Here is a 21,808-nt window from a genome sequence, read left to right as displayed (position 1 = left end):
AACCGTAGCTTGGCTGTCCGATTCTCACCGACGGCAGACTCGGCGAACGGTATAAAAAATGAGGAGGTGAGTCATGATGGCATTGACTCAAGAACGTAAAACTCAACTGATTCAAGAGTTCCGTACTCATGAGAACGACACCGGTTCACCGGAAGTGCAAATCGCTATCTTGACCGAAAACATTAACAATCTGAACGGACACTTGCGTACGCACAAGAAAGATCACCACAGCCGTCGTGGTCTCTTGAAAATGGTTGGTCAACGTCGTAACCTGTTGACATACCTGCGTGAAGCAGATGTTCAACGCTATCGTTCGGTTGTAGACCGCCTGGGTCTGCGCCGTTAATCAGCGTCTTGTAAAAAGCGGGTTCTACCCGCTTTTTCTATCGTGTAGGAGGGCTTAGCGTAGAAATACGCTAAGCCCATCCGAAACGAGTAAAAGGCTTGTGCCGTATCTGTTAGTTTCAATTAGCTTCAAAAGAAGCTTTTTTTATTATCTAGAAAGACTGCCAAAGGTAGCCATTTAATTTTTATCTTGGCAGGAAATAATACATATAGGTAGAAAACAAAGTGTGTAAACGCACATTGTTGTGAAGGAGGACTGCTAGCATCATGGAGCAACAATACCGTACATATGACTTCGAACTGGCAGGCCGAAAACTGACCCTGGAATTTGGCAAAATGGCTAAACAGGCGCATGGTTCGGTCTTGGTTCGTTACGGCGATACAGCAATCCTGTCCGCAGTTACAGTCTCGAAGGAACCAAAACCACTTGATTTCTTTCCATTGACTGTCAACTATGAGGAGCGTCTCTACGCGGTTGGGAAAATTCCTGGCGGCTTTATTAAAAGAGAAGGACGCCCAAGCGAGAAGGCGATTTTGGCCAGCCGCTTGATTGACCGCCCTGTCCGCCCTCTTTTTGCAGAAGGATTCCGTAACGATGTACAAATCGTAAATACTGTTCTGTCTGTGGATCAAGACTGCTCACCTGAAATCGCTGCGATGATCGGTACTTCCGCAGCGCTATGCGTCTCGGAGATTCCTTTTGAAGGCCCGATTGCAGGAGTAATCGTAGGACGAATTGACGGAGAGTTCGTCATTAACCCTACAGTAGCTCAAGCAGAGAAAAGCGATATTCACCTGACTGTCGCAGGTACGCATAAAGCGATTAACATGGTGGAAGCAGCTGCGAACCAAGTACCGGAAGCAATCATGCTCGAAGCGATCATGGCTGGTCATGACGTGATTAAGCAACTGGTAGAATTCCAGAACATGATCGTGTCCGAAATTGGCAAGCAAAAGATGGAAGTCATCTTGCATGAGGTTGATCCTGAAATCGATCAAGCTGTACGTGCATATGCGGAAGCTCGCTTGAAAGAAGCTGTTCGCATCGAAGAAAAACAAGCACGCTACGATGCCATTGACGATATCAAGGCAGAAACCAAAGAGCATTTTGCAGCCAAGGATGCTGAGGCATATCCAGAGCAGGAAAAGATGATTAGCGAAGTACTTGGCAATATTGTCAAGGACGAGGTTCGCCGTCTGATTACTGACGAGAAAGTTCGCCCTGATGGACGAGCTCTGAACGAAATCCGTCCGCTGTCCAGTGAGACAACCATTCTTTCCCGTACACATGGTTCTGCTATGTTTACCCGCGGTCAGACGCAAGCACTGAGCGTTTGTACATTGGGCGCGCTGGGAGATGTTCAAATTCTCGATGGACTCGGTCTGGAAGAATCGAAGCGCTTTATGCACCACTACAACTTCCCGCCGTATAGCGTGGGTGAAGCACGTCCGTTGCGTCCTCCGGGTCGTCGTGAAATCGGACACGGTGCGTTGGGTGAGCGTGCAATCGAGCCGATCATTCCATCTGAGGTTGAGTTCCCATACACCATTCGTCTCGTTTCAGAAGTAATTGAATCCAACGGTTCCACATCCCAAGCGTCGATTTGCGCGAGCGTACTTGCCTTGATGGATGCAGGTGTACCGATCAAAGCACCGGTAGCAGGTATTGCGATGGGCTTGATCATGAGCAAAGATGAGAAATCTTTCTCGATCCTGACTGATATTCAAGGTATGGAAGATCATTTGGGAGATATGGATTTCAAAGTAGCGGGTACAGAGGCTGGTGTAACAGCTATCCAAATGGACATCAAAATTTCCGGTATCAACCGTGAGATTTTAGAGTTGGCCTTGGAACAAGCGCGTGTAGGTCGTTTGCACATTCTGAACCATATGATGAGCACGATTTCCGAACCGCGTAAAGAACTGTCTCCTTATGCACCAAAAATCATGACCATGACGATCAATCCGGAGAAAATTCGCGATGTAATCGGTCCACAAGGTCGTGTCATTAATAAGATTATCGAAGAAACCGGCGTAAAAATCGACATCGAACAAGATGGACGTGTCTTCATCGCATCCATCAACCACGAAGCAAATCTGCGCGCGAAACAAATCATTGAAGATCTGGTTCGTGAAGTAGCTGTTGGTCAGGTGTACCTGGGAACAGTAAAACGCGTAGAGAAGTACGGTGCGTTCATCGAGTTGTTCGCAGGTAAAGAGGGCTTGTGCCACATCTCTCAACTGGCTGAAGAGCGTGTAGCCAAAACAGAAGATGTTGTCGCAGTTGGTGATAAAGTACAAGTGAAAGTGACCGAGATCGACGACCAAGGTCGTGTGAATCTCTCTCGCAAAGCAGTTTTGAAAGAACAAGCTGCTGCGGAACAAGCTGCTGAAACACCAACAAAAGCAGAATAAAGAAAAACAAAAGGCTTCGTCACTCGAAGAAATTCGTGTACGGAAGCTTTTTTCTTTTCTATGCCAGAATGCTCCCGTTTCGTATGTCTAAGTCGTCCCATCCTCTCATACATTGGACAAGAGAGACTCGTACGATCGATAGAGGAGGGCGACGCCCTAATGACGAATAGGACCAGGAGACTTTTGTTCATATTTATATATGGAGCAGCGCTGATTGTTCTCTTGAATTATCAGCCTATTCATCATTACATTAGCACGATCAAAAATGTCCACGTAGTGACTGGGGATCGAAACGAAAATGAAAAAGCGCGTTTACGGGCGCAGATTGAAAAGTGGCGAGAGGGCCGAGAGGAAGAGCCGATCGATGCCGTCGTTGATCAGACGTGGAAGGCGATTCCCGGTTATAATGGACGTGTAGTCGATGTAGAAGAATCGCTCAATAAAATGCTGGCTGCGGGTGTATCCAGCCCGGATTTGCTCGTATACAAGGAAGTACCCCCAGCGATTTCGCTTGAGCAATTGGGAGCACAACCCATCTATCGAGGAAATCCAAATAAACCAGCGATTTCTTTCATGATCAACGTGGCTTGGGGAAATGAGTATCTCGACTCGATGCTCAATACACTCGATAAACATAAGGTAAAGACGACGTTCTTTCTGGATGGCTCTTGGGTAAAACGTTACCCCGAAGAAGCAAAAAAGATCATGGCACGTGGCCATGAGATTGGTAATCATGCGTATTCCCATCCCGATATGAACACACTGGGAACACAGAGGATTCATCAAGAGATAAGTCGTACGCAAGATGTTATTTTTAAAACGCTGGAAGTGAAGCCTACCCTTTTTGCTCCGCCATCTGGTGCTTTTAACCAACGCGTTGTACAAATCGCGGACTCGTCTTTTCAAATGAAGACGATTCTATGGACGGCAGATACAATTGACTGGCAGAAACCATCACCTGCTTATGTGATCAATAAAATAAGCCGGAAAATGGAGAACGGTGTCCTCGTGCTCATGCACCCTACGTCTACCTCCGAGGCGAGTTTAGATCAACTTCTGACGATCGCCAAAAAGAAGGGGCTACAGCCGACGACTGTTTCGGAGGTTATATCGAGTCGTAGACTCCCGTCACCGTAATTACATGTTCATTTATTGTGGAGACAAAGGAAGTTTGCTATAGTTAGACGTGTTTACAAGAAATTCCCCGAGGTTTCGGGTAGAGACAGATGAACAACCGAGGAGGATTTACGTGATACAACGTCATACGTGTGATAACGGTCTTCGAATCGTGACGGAACGGATTCCGTCCGTTCGCTCCGTTGCCTTAGGCATCTGGGTAGGGACTGGTTCGAAATATGAAAATGAGAAAAACAACGGGATCTCCCATTTTCTCGAGCATATGTTTTTTAAAGGTACAAAAACTCGTTCTGCAAAGGAAATTGCGGAAACCTTTGATGAGATTGGCGGGAACGTGAACGCCTTTACTTCGAAGGAGTATACCTGCTATTACGCAAGGGTGCTCGACCAACATGCTCCTATTGCTCTCGATGTTCTTTCCGATATGTATTTCAACTCGGTATTTGATGCAGATGAGTTGGAAAAGGAAAAGAACGTCGTCATTGAAGAGATTAGCATGTATGAAGACACGCCAGATGATTTGGTGCATGATTTGATTGCACGCGCTTCATACAGCACACACCCGCTAGGCTATTCGATTTTAGGTACGGAAGATGTCCTGCGCAGCTTGAAGCGTGACGATTTGCTCGCTTATATTGATCAGCACTATCTGCCGACGAATACGGTGATTACGGTAGCGGGTAATTTTGAAGACAGTTTGATTGAAGATATCCAAAAGCGTTTTCAAGCTTTCTCGCGTTCAGGCATTATGCCGACCTTGTCTACCCCAGATTTTGCTGGAAATGTGATCGCGCATCATAAGGCAACAGAGCAAGCGCATTTGTGCCTGTCTTTACCTGGGTTTAAGGTAGGACATCCTGAAGTATACTCCTTGATTTTGCTGAACAACGTGCTGGGTGGTAGCATGAGCTCGCGTCTATTCCAAGAAATTCGAGAAGAACGCGGCTTGGCATACTCTGTTTATTCTTATCACTCTTCCTATAAAGAAGCGGGTACGTTCCACGTGTATACAGGAACGGCACCAGAGCAAGTAGGACAGGTATTTGACATTGTCTCGCGCGTCCTGCGCGATGTCGCTGATCATGGAATTACGGACAAAGAGCTGAACAAAGGAAAAGAGCAGCTGAAAGGCAGCCTGATGCTCAGCTTGGAAAGCACGAATAGCCGTATGAGTCGCCTTGGCAAAAATGAACTCTTACTGGGCCGTCACCTTAGTCTAGATGAGATCATCGCCAAAATTGACCGCGTTTCCCATGAATCTGTTCTGGCTGTGGCGCAGCAGCTGTTTCGTTCCAAGATGTCTATGGCGATGGTGAGTCCACTCGATGGCTTCCCTGAAAATGTGAAGAACGATATTCTGTTGTAGGGAAAAATCCGGCATAGCCCGGATTTTTTTGCGTATATCAACAGTAAATGAAAGGACAAAGGGGGCTTCTCCATGCGCTTGAGCGAGTTGGGTGGGAAGGAGATTATCGGACTGGACAACGGAGAGAAAATGGGGGTTATCAGTGATTCCGATTTAGTCATCCATCCCGAAAACGGTACGATTCAATCCATCATCTTGCCAGGAGGTAGTTTCTTTGGGTTCGGAAAGAAACGAGAGGACCTCGTGATCCCGTGGAGCTCCATCGTAAAAATTGGGCCAGATATGGTCATCATCCAGCTTAAAGCGCCTGAGGCACAAGCCTCTCAAAAGTAGGCGCTACTGTCACCGAAGTAGCAGGAGCGGAATAGGATGGGGGTAGACCGCATGGATTTCCGTCAACTTTTCCAAAAGGAAAACCTTTGCGTTCCGATCATTTAATGCAGTAAAATGTGTGGAAAGGGGAACGCAGCATGCTAACGGGCATACATGTTGCCTTCATCGGCGGAGACGCTCGCCAGTTGGAAGTCATTAAGCGATGCATACAACTGGATGCTAGCGTCACGTTAGTTGGCTTCGACAACCTGGAAAGTAATTTTACAGGGGCAACGAAGAAACCATTAACATGCGATGTGTTGAAAGACGTGGACGCCCTCATCCTACCCATCGTAGGGACCGATGATCAAGGATACGTGGAAAGTATTTTCTGCTCCAAACAACTGCAGTTGCTAGATGAACATGTGGCAAGTCTGCCGAGTCATTGCGTGGTTTACACGGGAATGGCAAAGCCTTATTTGAAAAAACTATTGGCTTCCACACGGCTTCCTCTCGTGGAGCTCTTGGATCGTGATGACGTAGCTATCTATAACTCTATCCCTACTGTAGAGGGAGCGTTAATGATGGCGATTCAGCATACGGATATTACGATTCATGGATCACAGTCAATTGTTTTGGGATTGGGCCGAACAGGTTTGTCCATGGCTCGAGCATTGCATGCGTTAGGGGCCCGCGTAAGAGTTGGGGCCAGACGTCAAGAACACTTGGCACGCATTTATGAGATGGGATTGACTCCCTTCCATATAAGCGAAGTAAGGCAACAGGTTACGAATGCTGATTTCATTTTTAATACCATCCCGCAATTATTACTCACGGCAGAAGTGATTGCTCAAATGCCTCAATCGGCGTTTATTCTTGATCTTGCCTCCAAACCAGGAGGAACAGATTTTCGTTACGCTGAAAGACGAGGGATCAAAGCTCTTCTTGCTCCCGGCTTACCTGGAATCGTTGCACCTAAAACCGCTGGACAAATTTTGGCCCAAACATTGTCTCGTCTGATTGCGGATCAAAGGAAAGCGCCAGGAGGGGATGCAACATGAGTAAGCTTCAGGGAAAGACCATTGGATTTGGTTTGTCTGGATCGCATTGTACCTTTGAGGAAACGATGCCGCAAATTAAGCGATTTGTGGATGCTGGAGCAAGGGTGGTTCCGATTGTATCGAATACGATTATGACCACGGATACACGCTTCGGTACTTCGCAAAGCTGGCAGCAACAAATCAAGGAACTGACAGGGGAGGAACTTATTTCGACGATTCCTCAGGCTGAGCCGTTGGGACCTTCCAAGTTGTTGGATGTCATGCTGATTGCGCCTTGCACAGGCAGTACGACGAGTCGACTGGCGAATGCCATTACAGATAGTGCCGTACTGATGGCAGCTAAAGCGACCATGCGTAATTTGCGACCCATTGTGATTGCCATATCCACCAATGATGGTCTGGGATTAAATGCAGCCAATATTGCCAAGCTGTTGGCTGCGAAGAATATGTATTTCGTGCCATTCGGGCAGGATGCCCCGGATAAAAAACCGAATTCGCTTGTAGCTCGTATGGATCTCCTATTGGAAACATGCGAAGCAGCTTTGGAAGGTCGACAATTGCAACCCTTGCTCATCGAGAGATTTAACTACTAATAAGACTACAGAAAAACCAATAAACCTGCTTTTTCGCGATTAGGAGGAGAGTAAGAGATGGCAAACCAACTGACTTTCAATGTTGCTGTAGTCGGTGCGACTGGTGCAGTCGGACAGCAGATGATTCAACTATTAGAAAAGCGCAACTTCCCAATCAAACAGCTTAAGCTGCTTGCTTCTGGACGTTCTGCAGGAAAAACAGTCACCTTCAAGGGGCAAGAAATTGTACTGGAAGAGGCGACTCCAGACAGTTTTGCAGGGGTTGATTTTGCCCTGTTTAGTGCTGGTGGATCGGTCAGCAAGGAACTGGCTCATCACGCAGTGCGTCATGGTGCAGTTGTCATTGACAATACCAGCGCATTCCGGATGGACCCAGATGTTCCTCTCGTTGTGCCAGAAGTAAACATGGATGCTGCGCTCGCTCATAATGGAATCATTGCGAATCCGAATTGCTCTACGATTCAGATGGTTGCCGCTCTAAAACCCCTGTATGATCGTTTTGGTATAGACAGAATTATCGTTTCTACTTACCAGGCAGTATCTGGTGCAGGTCAATCTGCGATCAATGAATTGCTCGACCAGAGTCGAGACATTTTGGATGGTAAAGAACCGCAGTGTAACGTACTTCCCGTAGGCAAATTGCCTGTACATCATCAGATTGCGTACAACGCGATTCCGCAGATTGATGTGTTCACCGACAATGGTTTTACTTATGAAGAAATGAAAATGGTTAATGAAACCAAAAAAATCTTCGGTGATGACACTGTACTTGTTTCAGCTACTTGCGTACGTATTCCAGTGGTCTACGGCCACAGCGAGTCGGTATATGTAGAGCTGAAACAGGATTACGATCTGGCAGAAGTAAAGGCCCTGCTGAAAGACGCTCCGGGTATCGCGTTAGTAGATGCGCCGGAGGAACAGCAGTATCCACTCGCTACTGATGCAACAGGCAAACTGGAAGTATTCGTGGGCCGGGTGCGTCGTGATCTCCATCATCCTCGTGGACTGCATATGTGGATCGTTTCTGACAATCTTCTCAAGGGTGCAGCATGGAATACAGTACAAATCGCTGAAGAACTCATAAAAGCAAGAGTATAGGGGAGAGGTTAGTGAAGATTCTCGTCCAGAAGTTCGGTGGTTCTTCCTTGACGACGGAGGATTGCCGGATGCGGGCAATCTACCATATGGAAAAAGCAATTGATGAGGGTTATGCCCTCGTCGTTGTCGTATCGGCGATGGGGCGCAAGGGCGATCCATATGCGACCGATACACTTTTGCAGTTGGTTCGTGCGAATGGGAACCAACTGCCGAGTAGAGAAATGGATATGCTGATGCATACCGGAGAAATCATCTCTGCTACAGTCATGTGCAGCATGCTAAATGCACGGGGAATAAAAGCAACAATTTTGACAGGCGGTCAGGCAAATATAGTGACGAGCGACGACTTTACGAATGCACAAATTATGTCGATCGATCCAGCTCGCATTTTGCAGGACTTGCAGGAAAGTCAAGTTGTGATCGTCCCAGGATTTCAGGGACGTACAGCCGAGTGGGAAATTACGACACTGGGACGGGGCGGAAGCGATACGACTGCAACCGCTCTCGGTGTCGCCTTGAAGGCTGAAACGGTGGATATTTTCACCGACGTGGAAGGCATCATGACCGCAGACCCGCGGATCGTTGAGGAAGCGCAGCGGCTCGGTATGGTGACCTACACGGAAATTTGCAACATGGCTCACCTGGGTGCAAAAGTTATTCATCCTAGAGCGGTGGAGATCGCGATGCACGCAAACGTGCCGATTCGTGTTCGCTCTACGTTTTCGGACGACCCCGGTACACTTGTTACGACTATGCTGGAGATTGGGAAAATGGGCTACACAGTAAACGACAGAGTCGTTATGGGAATTGCTCATGTACCGAACATTACTCAAATTAAGGTCGCGAACAAAGAAGGGTCTTACGATACACAGCTGCAAGTCTTCAAAACGATGGCAACCAATAACATCAGTGTAGATTTCATCAATGTGAACCCAATGGGTGTCGCTTACACGGTCCATGATGAAATGGGAGAAAAAGCTGCTCGTTTGTTAACAGAAATGGGATACGAGCCGCAGCTTTTGCCGCATTGCGCGAAAGTGTCCGTGATTGGTGCAGGGATGACGGGAGTGCCCGGCGTGATGGCAAGAATCGTGGAGGCACTTACACAAGAAGATATTCAAATTCTTCAATCGGCAGACTCTCATACAACCATCTGGGTACTCGTGCATGAAATGGATATGGTGAAGGCGGTTCGCGCACTTCATCAGCAGTTCAACCTGCATGTTCAACATAAGTAAGAGCATATTCTGACTTTAAATACCTACTGATCACGATAAAGAGGAGTTGGAGAGGTAGTGGCACGTTTTGGTCGACTGGTTACCGCAATGGTAACGCCTTTTAATGAGCAGCTACAGGTCGATTACGATAAAACAGAGCGACTGATTGACCATTTGATTGCAAATGGAACAACTGGAATCGTATTGAGTGGTACCACGGGTGAATCACCGACTTTATCCCGTACGGAGAAACTCGATCTTTTCCGCCATGTTGTTTCCTACGCAAAAGGAAGATGCCACATCATTGCAGGAACAGGCAGCAATGATACAGCCTCAAGTATTGAGTTCACCCAAGCTGTACAATCGATTGGCGTAGACGCTGTCATGGTCGTTGCTCCTTATTACAGCAAGCCATCGCAGGAGGGGCTTTACGCACATTTCAAGGCATTATCGGAAGCGACGGAGTTGCCCGTGATGCTATATAATGTGCCAGGAAGATCCGTGGTCAATATGACTGCCGAAACGACACTTCGTTTGGCAGAGCTGCCTAATGTGGTATGCATCAAGGAAGCCTCCGGGAATTTGTCACAAATGGCGCAAATTATTGAGCATGCCCCGGAAGGCTTTGAGCTGTACAGTGGCGATGATGGCTTAACTTTGCCGATCTTGTCAATCGGAGGAGTGGGCATTGTCAGTGTGGCGAGTCACGTAGTCGGCCGCCCAATGACAGATATGATGGACGCTTATTTTGCCGGTAACTATACAGAGGCAGGAAGACTCCATCGCAAGCTGTTGCCGATTTTTGAAGGCCTCTTTGCGTACCCGAGCCCTGGACCGACCAAGGTCGCTTTAGAAAAGCTCGGCGTTCAAGTTGGAGGTGTTCGGCTGCCTTTAGTCGAGCTGAACGAACAGGAAAAAGATTTTGTGCATTCTCTGCTTGTTTAACTCCATAGAAGTTCAAGAGCCATTCCTTCCGGGGATGGCTCTTTTTCCTTGTGTTCATGATTTCACTTCGGGTATAATAAGAACAAGTGATTTGGGGCGGTTTTTTTGAGTGGACATGACAACTAAATATAGGAGGTTACACGTTTTGGCAAAGTCGAATCACTCTGTTCTCGTTTTCGCCCTGGGCGGAGTCGGCGAAATTGGGAAGAATATGTACGTGGTACAAAGCGGTGACGACATCGTGGTGATTGATGCCGGATTGAAGTTCCCAGAAGAAGAAATGCTGGGGATTGATATGGTTATTCCGGATATCACCTACTTGGAGGAACATCGCGACAAGGTTCGGGGTATTATTATTACGCATGGACATGAAGACCACATCGGCGGCCTCAGCTATGTGCTGAAGCATTTGAAAGTCCCGGTTTATGCGACAAAACTTACCCTTGGTTTAATTGATGCAAAGTTAAAAGAAGCGGGCATCCTAAACGAAACAAAACGCGTATTGATCAACAGCGACTCGGAAGTCATTCTCGGAAAGATGAAGGCGACCTTTTTCCGTGTAAACCACAGCATCCCGGATTGTGTAGGGGTATGCTTGGATACGCCGGAAGGTTACATCGTTCATACAGGAGACTTCAAGTTCGATCAAACACCTGTTAACAATCAGGTAGCTGATCTGGCAAAAATGGCGATGATCGGTGACAGAGGCGTTTTGTGCTTGCTCTCTGACAGTACGAATGCAGAACGGCCTGGATTTACCGGATCGGAACGCTCAGTGGGAAAAGCACTCATGGATGTGTTCAGCAAAGCATCTGGACGTATTGTTGTTTCTACGTTTGCATCAAATGTTCACCGCATTCAACAAGTGGTGGACGCTGCAGCACAGTTCAACCGTAAATTGACGGTTGTCGGCCGGAGCATGCAAAATGTTATTAATATCAGCAGAGACTTAGGGTACTTATTGGTCCCAGAGGGTTTGATTGTTGAGATCGATGAAATCAACAAATTGCCTGCTGAACAAGTCGTTATTTTATCAACTGGAAGCCAAGGAGAGCCTATGTCCGCGCTCACTCGGATGGCCCGATCCGCCCATCGGAAAATTGACATCCTTCCAGGGGATACCGTTATCATTGCAGCCACTCCCATTCCAGGGAATGAAAAATATGTGGCTCGTACGATCGATCAATTATCGCGGATTGGTGCAGATGTCATCTATGGCGGCCATGGACCTAACGGAACCGTCCACGTCTCCGGTCATGGTAGCCAAGAGGAATTGCGCCTGATGCTTAACCTAATGAAGCCGAAGTACTTTATTCCCGTTCACGGTGAATATCGCATGCTGAAAACACATGCCTTACTTGCTGACCAGGTTGGCATTCCTGAAGAAAACACGTTCTTGCTGGATAACGGCGATACAGTTGAATTCTCAGGGGGCAAGGCCCGTTACGGTGGAAAAGTCCATGCTGGCAACGTTTTGATTGACGGCTTGGGTGTTGGTGATGTAGGAAATATCGTCCTTAGAGATCGCAAATTACTGTCACAAGATGGCATACTGGTAGTTGTCGTTACACTCAGCAAACAAAATGGCACGATTTTGTCAGGTCCAGACATCATTTCTCGCGGTTTCGTCTACGTGCGTGAATCCGAAGAGCTGCTGGATGAGGCAAATCGCATAGTGACCCAAACACTTGTCAAATGCATGGAAGAAAATGTGAATGAATGGTCTTCACTGAAAAATAACGTAAAAGAGTCATTAGGCCGTTATCTGTACGAGCAAACGCGCAGACGTCCGATGATCTTGCCGATTATCATGGAAGTGTAGGATCACGATAAAGAGCTGGAAATCCTTTGGAAAAAGGGTTTCTGGCTTTTTTTGCCTTTGTGGGCGCATGATTTTTCCTCCCCTTATCCATACTACAGAGGAAAGTGAGGGAGGATCATCCATGTCGAATCAACATTTTAGCGATTTTTTAAATAAGCCGCCGTTTGCGAGCACAGCGGTAACGAGTAAGGAATCCCAGCCACAATCACCAACTGATGATCAGGAGCCTGCTGCCTCGCCGCCATCAGAAGCACCTGGGCAAGAAGATCCGAAGAAAAAACTGCTCGATTCGATTACGCAACTGGGTCAGACAAACGTCCCACAACTCGAAAGCAATATTTATTGTATGACCATCATCGGACAAGTAGAAGGGCATATTCAGTTGCCCCCACAAAATAAGACGACAAAATACGAGCACCTCATTCCTCAATTGGTTGCGGCAGAACAAAACAATAAAATAGAGGGCGTTCTCGTTATTTTGAACACAGTTGGCGGGGACGTAGAAGCGGGCTTGGCAATTGCGGAGATGGTAGCGTCCTTGTCCAAACCGGTAGTCACACTTGTACTCGGCGGTGGCCATAGCATTGGTGTGCCAATTGCCGTTGCTGGTTCGTACTCGTTTATTGCAGAAACAGCAACGATGACGATTCACCCGATCCGTTTGACTGGTCTTGTAATTGGTGTGCCCCAAACGTTTGAGTACTTGGACAAAATGCAGGATCGTGTAGTAAGCTTTATTGCCCGTCACTCCAAAGTTTCAGAAGAAAAGTTCCGTGAGCTAATGACCCGAACAGGTGAATTGACACGAGATATTGGAACCAATGTGATTGGCGTAGATGCGGTGAAATATGGATTGATAGATGAAGTTGGCGGTCTTGGTAGCGCGCTGAAAAAACTGAACGAACTGATCAAAGCGCAAAAAGGTGAGGAGAGTGTACTCCAATGATCTTATACTCCATCATTCCGATGGAAACGGTTTTTGAGAACATGGAGCAAGTGGAGAAGCAAGAGCTGAAAGAGATAACGATGGGTCATGCCACGATGCTCATTGAGCTAACCGGACCGTTTGAAGGAAAAATCGTCAGGCTGATTAGTCCAGATCCGCAAGACTACCTGAAGGAGCAATACGCACCCGGACAAAAAATTCAGTTTCAACCTGAGTGGCTCGCCTAAGAAGTCCTGTATTTCTATGAATTTCCTGTGTTATACTAGAGAAGTACGAACAGCAGCCGAACACGCGACGGCTGCCTTTTTTCCATTAGGTACATAACGAGGAGGAGGCATGCCATTGAGTAGGAGAAAAAAAGAGCGTTCACAAGCGGCATTGGCCTCAGTTGTCAAAATAGAGCTGCTGGGACTTCTCATCATTGTGCTGTCCTTGATCGGGCTATTGGAGAGTGGATGGCTGGGCAAAAATGTACTGGCACTTCTATTTCGGTTTATTGCGGGCTCATGGGATTTTATCATTCCTGTTCTGCTAATCGGTATGGCCATACATATGATGTTTACGAGAAAGTCACCGAAGCTTACTTACCGCGTCTTAGGGATAGCGCTCATTGGTGTGGCGATTTTGACCTGGGATCACATGATTTTGTACAAACAAATTACCGCAGATGGAAAATTTGCAGAGCAAAGCATTATTAAGGTTACATGGGACAGGATTTGGCTCGATCATGGTCAGAAAGTGTCCACCACCGGGGTAGGTGGAGGAATGATCGGTGCTCTGTTTTTTGCGGTGACAAACGGTCTTGTTGGAACAATTGGTACTGGTCTGGTGATTGTGTTTCTTTTCCTCGTGGGACTGATGTTTCTGTTCAATCTTTCTTATGTAAACATTTTGATGTTTGCCAAGGACAAGCTCGCTTTGTTTTACGGAAAGGCCAAGCATACAGTGAAGGACTCTGTACAGCTTTTGCAGGAAGAGAGCGAGAAGAGAAAGAAAGAAGCAAAGGAAGCCGAAGAGGCTCGCAAGCAAAAGCAATCGGCGGAAGAGAACGAGGCCATTGCTGTCACGGCGTTGAAAGAGCAAAAACCTCATTCACAACCTGCTAATCAGGAGGAAGCAGTCCAGCAACTGAATGCCCCATTAATTCGTGATTTTACGGATCGCATTGCGCTGGAAGAGGATGAAGAACCGAGTAATCCTGGTCATCAAGCGAGAGCTGCACAACCGAAACCGAATCAGGAGATTACGTTTGCACTTGAAGGAGAAGCAGAAATCTTCGGTACAATAGATACCGGAGAAGAAAAGAATACCATACCGTATGAGCTGCCAAGTCTGCAAATGCTCGCAAGGCCCAAAGCGAGTGCAACAGGTAAAGACGTTGATCATACCTCAAATGCGGCAAAATTAGTGCAGACACTGAAGAGCTTTGGCGTCAATGCAACTGTTTCCGAGGTACATCGAGGACCGGCTGTTACACGTTACGAAGTTCAGCCTGCTACAGGGGTAAAAGTAAGCAGGATTGTCAGCTTGACGGATGATCTTGCATTGGCACTGGCAGCAAAAGATATCCGTATTGAGGCACCAATCCCAGGGAAATCAGCTATCGGTATCGAGGTTCCGAACTCGGAGGTAGCGGTCGTATCACTACGAGAAGTGTTGGAAGCTCCCGAGTATCAAGATGCAGCAGGAAAGCTTACCGTTGCTCTTGGCCGGGATATTTCCGGAGAGCCGATTGTAGCCGATTTGACCAAAATGCCCCATTTGCTCGTAGCGGGTGCGACTGGAAGCGGTAAATCAGTCTGTATTAACGGATTAATCATGAGTATTTTGTTCAAGGCCAAACCAGAAGAAGTCAAGCTGATGATGGTTGACCCGAAAATGGTGGAACTGAATGTGTACAACGGAATTCCGCATTTGTTGGCTCCAGTTGTGACTGACCCGAGAAGGGCTTCTGTTGCATTGAAAAAAGTCGTGGCAGAGATGGAACGGCGCTATAATTTGTTTGCCAAAACAGGTAGCCGCAATATTGAAATGTACAATGCACAAGTGGAAGGCACCCCACTTCCCTATATCGTCGTCATCGTCGATGAGCTTGCGGACTTGATGATGGTAGCTCCGGGAGAAGTGGAGGATGCGATTTGTCGACTCGCGCAAATGGCTCGTGCTTCCGGAATTCATCTCATCATCGCGACCCAGCGTCCTTCCGTAGATGTCATTACGGGTGTGATCAAGGCAAATATCCCATCCCGCATTGCCTTTGGCGTATCTTCCATGGCTGACTCTAGAACGATTCTCGATATGGGTGGAGCAGAAAAGCTTCTCGGTAGAGGGGACATGCTATCACTGCCGATGGGGGCATCCAAGCCGACCCGTGTTCAAGGAGCTTTTGTATCTGACAAGGAAGTAGAAGAGGTCGTTCGTTTTGTAAAAGAACAGCAAGAGGTTCGCTACAATGAAGAGATGATCCCGGGTGACGTGCAGGAGGAGCAACAGCCAGTTGTGGATGATGAACTGTACGATCAAGCCGTCCAAATCGTTTCAGAAGCCCAAACGGCATCGGCATCCTTGTTGCAGCGTCGTCTCCGTGTCGGTTATACGCGGGCGGCACGATTGATTGATATGATGGAAGCCCAAGGAGTAGTCGGTCCTTATGAGGGAAGCAAGCCTCGTGAGGTTCGTCTTCCACGCCCGTCCATTGAAAGTAATATTTCATAAAGAGAGACCTTGCCAACATTTGTACTGGCAGGGTCTTTTTTCCTATTTTAGTAGAAAAATCCCTGTCTAAATTAATCATTTTGCATTATTATTCATAAATATTTGGCTTGCATGATACTCGCCCCTCATGTAAAATTTCTAAGAGATTGACGGAAATTGTTGTTATTAAGTCTCATACGAATCAGAGGTCTGACGTCCTACCTGTTGGGATGGCTGAAGGACAGCAGGAGTGAATGATGATGAGCATCAAAGGGAATGTTCGATCACTGTTTCTCTTGGTAATGGACAAGATCAAGAGTGATATCGAAACCGGACTTCTTCGTCCTGGTGAACGCCTCCCTTCTGAAGCCGAACTATCCAAACAGCTTGGTGTAAGCAGGGCGACGCTTCGCGAGGCACTCCGACTTCTTGAGGAAGAGAAGATTGTCATTCGTAGACACGGTGTAGGTACCTTTATTAATTCAAAGCCTGTTTTTTCAGGTGGGATTGGGGAACTCTTTAGTGTGACGGATGCAATCGAGCGTCAAGGATATACGGCAGGAACCTTGATCCTGAAAACATCCTTTGGCGAATCTGCTGAAGAAGAGAGGAAGCGGCTGGCCTTAAATCCGGGTGAAGGCGTTCTCATAGTAGAACGAATTCGAACGGCTGACGGTGAGCCTGTGGTTTATTGTGTGGACCGCATTCCTGCACATCTGGTGCCCGAGGGCTATGCGGCAAGTGGAGAGTCTATCTTCAAATGGCTGGAGAGCGTAACAGGGGTAAGGATCGCATACGCAGTAGCTGATATTGAACCCGTGGGCTACAATGAAAAGGTTTCCAACCTGCTGCATTGCGATAAATCTGCTCCCATGCTCTTGCTCAAACAGATTCATTACGACGAAAGTGAAAAGCCAGTGCTATACTCCCATAATTACTTCAGAGCTGACAAAATTCACTTTCATGTCGTACGGAGACGGTTGTAACTGTGGGGGCAACCTCACTCAACAATTTCATCAACTAAAAACAGGGGGTAATCTCAGATGAAGAAAGTTCTATCCGTGCTTTCTGTGGCAACACTCAGCCTGTCGCTTGTTCTCGCTGGCTGCGGAAGCAAACAAGAAGCACAGCCTCAAGGCCAAACTGGTAGCAATGGAGGCGCTCCAGCCGCTAGTGCTATCAAAGTAGGTATGGTTACAGACGTTGGCGGTGTAAACGACAACTCCTTTAACCAGAGTGCTTGGGAAGGGCTGCAAAAACTCCAAACCGAAATGAATCTCCCGAAAGAAAACGTAAACTATCTGCAATCAAAATCAGATGCTGACTATGTACCAAACCTGACTCAATTCGTAAAAGACGGTTGGGATCTGACTTGGGGTATCGGCTTCTTGATGGGTGACCACCTGAAAAAAGTAGCAAATGAAAACAAAAACGCAAAATTGGCGATTATCGACGCTGAAGTAGATGCTCCTAACGTAGCATCTGTACTCTTTAAAGAGCATGAAGGCTCCTTCCTTGCTGGGGTAGTTGCAGCGAAGATGACCAAAACGAAAAAGGTTGGATTCGTGGGTGGCGTTGACATCCCGGTAATCAAACGTTTTGACCTTGGTTTCGAAGCGGGCGTAAAAGCTGTAGATCCAAGCATTCAAGTAGTGAAAGTTTACACGGGTGCTTTTGACAAACCAGACATGGGTAAATCTACTGCTTCCTCCATGTACGGTCAAGGTGTGGACATCATCTTCCACGCTTCCGGCGGTACAGGCGACGGTGTGTTCAACGAAGCAAAAGACCGTAAAGCTAAAGGCGAGAACGTATGGGTAATCGGTGTTGACAAAGACCAATCCCTGACTTTCGGCGACGAAGTTACATTGACTTCCATGGTAAAACGTGTTGACGAAGCAGTTATTCGTGTATCGAAAGAGCTTTCTGAGGGTAAATTCAAAGGCGGAGTACAATGGCTCGGACTGGCTGAAAACGGTGTAGGTCTGGCTGACACTTCTACGAAGAATGTTCCTGAAGACGTACTGAAGCTGGTTGAAGAATACAAGCAAAAAATCGTTAAAGGCGAAATCACAGTTCCTGATAAGTAAAAACCAAGGAAGCTGCAAATGGACAAGGCTGGTTTGAGCTACTGGCCTTGTCCTTTACCTTCACACTAGACCCGAAAAATGGGGTGAGCATGCATGAACTCGGTAAAAAAAGTGGTTGAAATGAGGGGGATCACAAAACGGTTCCCAGGCATTGTTGCGAATGACAGTATCACGCTGTCTGTAGGTAAAGGTGAAATTCATGCGCTGCTCGGAGAGAATGGCGCGGGCAAGTCCACACTCATGAATATCTTGTTTGGTCTATATCAGCCGGATGAAGGCGAAATTCTGATTAACGAGAAAGTTGTACAGATCACAAGTCCAAGGATTGCAAACGAACTTGGTATCGGAATGGTTCACCAACATTTTATGCTCGTAGAAACATTTACAGTCACGGAAAACATTGTGCTAGGAAATGAACCGAAAAACGGGTTGAAGATAGATATTCAAAGCGCTGAGAAAGCGGTAGAAAAACTGTCGAATCAATACGGGCTCAAAGTTGATCCGAGAGCAAAAATTCAGGATATCTCAGTTGGGATGCAGCAGCGTGTAGAGATTTTGAAAACGCTTTATCGCGGTGCCGACATCTTGATTTTTGATGAGCCTACGGCTGTATTGACGCCGCAGGAAATCCATGAACTTATCGAGATCATGCATAACTTGGTAAAAGAAGGTAAGACGATTATTCTGATCACACACAAGCTGAAAGAAATTATGGCTGTATGTGACGCGGTTACGATTATTCGTCGAGGAAAGGTCATTGACTCCGTATTGGTAAAAAATACGAATCCAGACGATTTGGCTGCGAAAATGGTTGGTCGTGAAGTGAACTTCCGCGTCGATAAAACGGAAGCAAAACCAAAAGAAACCATCTTGGCCGTAGAGAATGTGACTGCAATGGGTAACCGTGGTGTGAATGCGCTGAACAATCTCAGCCTAGAGGTTCGCGCTGGAGAAATCCTCGGAATTGCTGGAGTCGACGGCAATGGCCAAAGTGAACTGATTGAAGTATTAACTGGCTTGCGTAAGGCAACAAGTGGGCGTGTCCTTCTTAATGGCAAAGAAATTACGAATCAAAATCCGCGCAACATCTCAGAATCAGGATTGTCGCACATTCCTGAAGACCGACATAAACGAGGATTGGTTCTTGATTTCACCATGAGTGAAAATATGGTATTGGAAACGTACTTCCATCCAACGTTTTGCAAAAACGGTTTTCTTGATTATGGCGCTATTGACAAGCATGCGGCTAAGCTTATCGAAGAATTCGACGTTCGGACTCCGAGTATTTACACGCCAGCACGAGCGCTTTCCGGAGGAAACCAACAGAAGGCGATTATTGCCCGCGAAGTGGACAAGAACCCGGATTTGCTGATTGCGGCTCAACCTACTCGTGGCTTGGATGTAGGGGCTATCGAATTTATTCATCGCAGGTTAATTGATCAACGCGATCAAGGAAAAGCGGTTCTCTTGCTTTCCTTGGAGCTGGATGAGGTTATCAATGTGTCCGACCGGATTGCAGTTATATATGAGGGAGCTATTGTGGGGATTGTCGATGCAAAATCAACAACGGAGCAAGAGCTCGGCTTGATGATGTCCGGCGGAAAAGTAATGCAAGGAGGGGGAAACGATGAATAAAGTTATTGCGGTCTTCACGAAAGAATCGTTTCTCGTTCCTGCCGTTGCGATCATTCTTGGTCTTTTGACCGGAGCAATTGCAATGCTGGCAGGTGGATTTGATCCAATCGCTGCCTATACGGCTTTGATTAAAAAAGTATTTGGAAGCGCGTATAACTTTGGTGAAACGATTCGCCAAATTACCCCTTTGATCTTTACAGGCTTGGCTGTAGCTTTTGCTTTCCGTACTGGTCTTTTTAACATCGGGGCAGAGGGTCAATTTATCGTAGGGATGATTGCTTCTACTGTCGTAGGTGTTTCTTTTGACCTTCCAGCTATCATTCATGCTCCACTTGCTATCCTTGCAGGTGCTTTAGCAGGCGGTTTGTGGGGTGCCATTGCTGGTTATTTGAAAGCAGCACGTGGTGTCAATGAGGTTATTACCAGCATCATGTTGAACTGGGTAGCACTGTACTTTGCAAACTGGATCATGAATGCTTTCTTTATTCCAGCGGGCAAGCAAACATCTGAAGAGGTAAAGGATTCTGCGATCATTACCATTGGATGGCTCGCTGAAATGTTTGACAATGCTCGTTTGCACTGGGGTACACTGATTGCTGTACTTGCAGCTATTTTCTTCTATATCATCCTTTGGAAAACAAAGTCTGGTTTTGAATTGCGTTCCGTTGGTTTGAACCCGCATGCTTCTGAGTATGCTGGTATGAACGTGAATCGTAATGTTGTAAAGGCCATGTTCATTGGTGGTATGTTTGCAGGAATTGGTGGAGCTACTGAGATTTTGGGCGTTTTCCACTATCAAGCGATTATGACGCAGCATACGGGCTATGGATTCGATGGAATCGCGGTAGCATTGATTGGCGGAAATACTCCGTTCGGGGTTATCCTTGCTGCCATCTTGTTTGGGGTTCTTACATTCGGTGCGAGCGGCATGCAGTTTAGTGCGGGTGTACCGTTTGAGTTGATTCGCGTCGTGATTGCTTCTGTTATTTTCTTTGTTGCCGCACATGGCATCGTGAAAATTTTCGTTAAGCCGATCTTGATGAAGAAAAAGGAAGGTGGAAACTGATGGATTGGGGATTAATTCTTAGCAACCTCGTTCATGATACCATCGTGTTTTCCACTGCCTTGATTTTTGCCGCATTGGGTGGATTGTACTCGGAGCGTTCTGGTGTCGTGAACATTGCGCTAGAAGGTATGATGATTATCGGTGCTTTTACTGGTGCCGTAATGACCTATGCTTTCCAAGATTCATTTGGAGCTTGGGCACCGTGGGTCGGATTTATTGCGGCTGGGATTGCCGGTGCTATTTTTGCCCTACCGCATGCCGTTGCTTCGGTTACATTTAAAGCGGACCAGACCGTCAGTGGTGTGGCCCTGAACTTCTTGGCAGCGGGGCTTTCCATTTACCTGACCAAAATTATTTTCAACGGAGCAGGTCAAACAACAACATTGACCTCTGTATTTAACAAATTCAGTATTCCTGGATTAAGTGAAATTCCTTATATCGGACATGCCATTTTTGAGGCGTATCCGACTAGCTATTTGGCTTTCATTGCTGTATTCGTTACTTGGTATGTTATTTTTAAGACACCATTCGGATTGCGCTTGCGTTCCGTTGGTGAGCATCCGCGTGCGGCTGATACAGTCGGGATCAATGTGAAGAGAATGCGCTACACGGCTGTTATGATCAGTGGGCTGTTGGCTGCATTGGGTGGAGCTACGATTTCCTTGACGACAACCAGTAACTTCTCCCATAACACGGTTTCTGGACAAGGTTTCATCGCGATTGCGGCCTTGATCTTCGGTAAATGGCATCCAATGGGTGCGATGGGAGCAGCATTGTTCTTTGGTGTCGCTCAAGCGATCAAGTCTTTGGTACAAATCTTCGGATTGACCAATTACATTCCTACTGAATTTATCTTCATGCTTCCGTACGTACTGACAATTCTCGTGATGGCTGGTCTGGTAGGACGATCCAGTGCTCCAGCGGCCCTCGGCAAACCTTACGATACGGGATCGCGTTAATCATTCGTTGACAAAATTTAGCGTCTAGAACCTGTCACTTCCCCTGTGCGATAATTTTTGTGACTGCTTGCGGTCCGCAAAAAACGGTCCTATCCGTTTTAGCAAAT

The 21,808-nt window shown here is 46.9% G+C and carries 19 protein-coding genes; all 19 read left to right on the top strand.

The window, feature by feature from the left end:
• Positions 1–76 precede the first annotated feature (76 nt).
• The 19 genes from rpsO (at position 77) to BBR47_RS17125 (ending at position 21,701) form a co-directional block, all read left to right on the top strand.
• Positions 77–346 carry a 30S ribosomal protein S15 gene (gene rpsO, locus BBR47_RS17215; protein ID WP_015891708.1) on the top strand — a complete coding sequence of 90 codons (270 nt, stop codon included), beginning with the start codon at positions 77–79 and terminating at the stop codon, positions 344–346.
• A 266-nt stretch (positions 347–612) separates the two neighbouring features.
• A complete protein-coding gene (gene pnp / locus BBR47_RS17210; protein ID WP_015891706.1) occupies positions 613–2,760 on the top strand; it encodes a polyribonucleotide nucleotidyltransferase in 2,148 nt (715 codons plus the stop codon).
• A gap of 159 nt (positions 2,761–2,919) precedes the next feature.
• Positions 2,920–3,897: a polysaccharide deacetylase family protein gene (locus BBR47_RS17205; RefSeq protein WP_015891705.1), complete on the top strand. Its 978-nt coding sequence runs from the start codon at positions 2,920–2,922 to the stop codon at positions 3,895–3,897.
• Positions 3,898–4,009: 112 nt separating this feature from the next.
• A complete protein-coding gene (locus BBR47_RS17200) occupies positions 4,010–5,263 on the top strand; it encodes a M16 family metallopeptidase (RefSeq protein WP_015891704.1) in 1,254 nt (417 codons plus the stop codon).
• A gap of 72 nt (positions 5,264–5,335) precedes the next feature.
• Positions 5,336–5,596 (top strand): YlmC/YmxH family sporulation protein, encoded by a 261-nt coding sequence (locus BBR47_RS17195; protein ID WP_015891703.1) that lies wholly within the window; start codon positions 5,336–5,338, stop codon positions 5,594–5,596.
• A gap of 137 nt (positions 5,597–5,733) precedes the next feature.
• A complete protein-coding gene (gene dpsA, locus BBR47_RS17190) occupies positions 5,734–6,636 on the top strand; it encodes a dipicolinate synthase subunit DpsA (RefSeq protein ID WP_015891702.1) in 903 nt (300 codons plus the stop codon).
• Positions 6,633–7,229, top strand: coding sequence for a dipicolinate synthase subunit B (locus tag BBR47_RS17185; protein WP_007719213.1), 597 nt, complete (start codon positions 6,633–6,635; stop codon positions 7,227–7,229). The genes dpsA and BBR47_RS17185 overlap by 4 nt, the downstream gene beginning before the upstream one ends.
• Before the next feature lie 57 nt (positions 7,230–7,286).
• Positions 7,287–8,327, top strand: coding sequence for an aspartate-semialdehyde dehydrogenase (locus BBR47_RS17180; RefSeq protein ID WP_015891701.1), 1,041 nt, complete (start codon positions 7,287–7,289; stop codon positions 8,325–8,327).
• Between the two features lie 11 nt (positions 8,328–8,338).
• Positions 8,339–9,565, top strand: coding sequence for an aspartate kinase (dapG, locus tag BBR47_RS17175; protein WP_015891700.1), 1,227 nt, complete (start codon positions 8,339–8,341; stop codon positions 9,563–9,565).
• A 57-nt stretch (positions 9,566–9,622) separates the two neighbouring features.
• Positions 9,623–10,489: a 4-hydroxy-tetrahydrodipicolinate synthase gene (gene dapA / locus BBR47_RS17170; RefSeq protein ID WP_015891699.1), complete on the top strand. Its 867-nt coding sequence runs from the start codon at positions 9,623–9,625 to the stop codon at positions 10,487–10,489.
• Positions 10,490–10,634: 145 nt separating this feature from the next.
• Positions 10,635–12,311: a ribonuclease J gene (locus tag BBR47_RS17165; protein WP_015891698.1), complete on the top strand. Its 1,677-nt coding sequence runs from the start codon at positions 10,635–10,637 to the stop codon at positions 12,309–12,311.
• A gap of 121 nt (positions 12,312–12,432) precedes the next feature.
• Positions 12,433–13,257, top strand: coding sequence for a ClpP family protease (locus tag BBR47_RS17160; RefSeq protein WP_015891697.1), 825 nt, complete (start codon positions 12,433–12,435; stop codon positions 13,255–13,257).
• On the top strand, positions 13,254–13,484 hold the full coding sequence (locus BBR47_RS17155) for a YlzJ-like family protein (protein ID WP_015891696.1): 231 nt from the start codon (positions 13,254–13,256) through the stop codon (positions 13,482–13,484). The genes BBR47_RS17160 and BBR47_RS17155 overlap by 4 nt, the downstream gene beginning before the upstream one ends.
• Before the next feature lie 109 nt (positions 13,485–13,593).
• A complete protein-coding gene (locus tag BBR47_RS17150; RefSeq protein WP_015891695.1) occupies positions 13,594–15,972 on the top strand; it encodes an FtsK/SpoIIIE family DNA translocase in 2,379 nt (792 codons plus the stop codon).
• A 239-nt stretch (positions 15,973–16,211) separates the two neighbouring features.
• Positions 16,212–16,937 (top strand): GntR family transcriptional regulator, encoded by a 726-nt coding sequence (locus BBR47_RS17145; protein ID WP_015891694.1) that lies wholly within the window; start codon positions 16,212–16,214, stop codon positions 16,935–16,937.
• Between the two features lie 57 nt (positions 16,938–16,994).
• Positions 16,995–18,041 carry a BMP family lipoprotein gene (locus BBR47_RS17140; RefSeq protein ID WP_015891693.1) on the top strand — a complete coding sequence of 349 codons (1,047 nt, stop codon included), beginning with the start codon at positions 16,995–16,997 and terminating at the stop codon, positions 18,039–18,041.
• 93 nt (positions 18,042–18,134) lie between these two features.
• Positions 18,135–19,676: an ABC transporter ATP-binding protein gene (locus BBR47_RS17135; protein WP_015891692.1), complete on the top strand. Its 1,542-nt coding sequence runs from the start codon at positions 18,135–18,137 to the stop codon at positions 19,674–19,676.
• A complete protein-coding gene (locus tag BBR47_RS17130) occupies positions 19,669–20,742 on the top strand; it encodes an ABC transporter permease (protein ID WP_015891691.1) in 1,074 nt (357 codons plus the stop codon). Before BBR47_RS17135 ends, BBR47_RS17130 begins: the two co-directional genes overlap by 8 nt.
• On the top strand, positions 20,742–21,701 hold the full coding sequence (locus tag BBR47_RS17125) for an ABC transporter permease (RefSeq protein WP_015891690.1): 960 nt from the start codon (positions 20,742–20,744) through the stop codon (positions 21,699–21,701). The genes BBR47_RS17130 and BBR47_RS17125 overlap by 1 nt, the downstream gene beginning before the upstream one ends.
• Positions 21,702–21,808 lie beyond the last annotated feature (107 nt).

The sequence above is a fragment of the Brevibacillus brevis NBRC 100599 genome, from assembly GCF_000010165.1.
GTDB classification, from domain to species: domain Bacteria; phylum Bacillota; class Bacilli; order Brevibacillales; family Brevibacillaceae; genus Brevibacillus; species Brevibacillus brevis_D.
This window is presented reverse-complemented; position numbering and strand designations above follow the sequence as displayed.

Bases quoted from the DNA above. Each gene is read 5' to 3' on its own strand.
- rpsO (WP_015891708.1), top strand. From the start codon at position 77: ATGGCATTGACTCAAGAACGTAAAACTCAACTGATTCAAGAGTTCCGT.
- pnp (WP_015891706.1), top strand. From the start codon at position 613: ATGGAGCAACAATACCGTACATATGACTTCGAACTGGCAGGCCGAAAA.
- BBR47_RS17205 (WP_015891705.1), top strand. From the start codon at position 2,920: ATGACGAATAGGACCAGGAGACTTTTGTTCATATTTATATATGGAGCA.
- BBR47_RS17195 (WP_015891703.1), top strand. From the start codon at position 5,336: ATGCGCTTGAGCGAGTTGGGTGGGAAGGAGATTATCGGACTGGACAAC.
- dpsA (WP_015891702.1), top strand. From the start codon at position 5,734: ATGCTAACGGGCATACATGTTGCCTTCATCGGCGGAGACGCTCGCCAG.
- BBR47_RS17185 (WP_007719213.1), top strand. From the start codon at position 6,633: ATGAGTAAGCTTCAGGGAAAGACCATTGGATTTGGTTTGTCTGGATCG.
- BBR47_RS17180 (WP_015891701.1), top strand. From the start codon at position 7,287: ATGGCAAACCAACTGACTTTCAATGTTGCTGTAGTCGGTGCGACTGGT.
- BBR47_RS17160 (WP_015891697.1), top strand. From the start codon at position 12,433: ATGTCGAATCAACATTTTAGCGATTTTTTAAATAAGCCGCCGTTTGCG.
- BBR47_RS17155 (WP_015891696.1), top strand. From the start codon at position 13,254: ATGATCTTATACTCCATCATTCCGATGGAAACGGTTTTTGAGAACATG.
- BBR47_RS17150 (WP_015891695.1), top strand. From the start codon at position 13,594: ATGCCATTGAGTAGGAGAAAAAAAGAGCGTTCACAAGCGGCATTGGCC.
- BBR47_RS17145 (WP_015891694.1), top strand. From the start codon at position 16,212: ATGAGCATCAAAGGGAATGTTCGATCACTGTTTCTCTTGGTAATGGAC.
- BBR47_RS17140 (WP_015891693.1), top strand. From the start codon at position 16,995: ATGAAGAAAGTTCTATCCGTGCTTTCTGTGGCAACACTCAGCCTGTCG.
- BBR47_RS17135 (WP_015891692.1), top strand. From the start codon at position 18,135: ATGAACTCGGTAAAAAAAGTGGTTGAAATGAGGGGGATCACAAAACGG.
- BBR47_RS17130 (WP_015891691.1), top strand. From the start codon at position 19,669: ATGAATAAAGTTATTGCGGTCTTCACGAAAGAATCGTTTCTCGTTCCT.
- BBR47_RS17125 (WP_015891690.1), top strand. From the start codon at position 20,742: ATGGATTGGGGATTAATTCTTAGCAACCTCGTTCATGATACCATCGTG.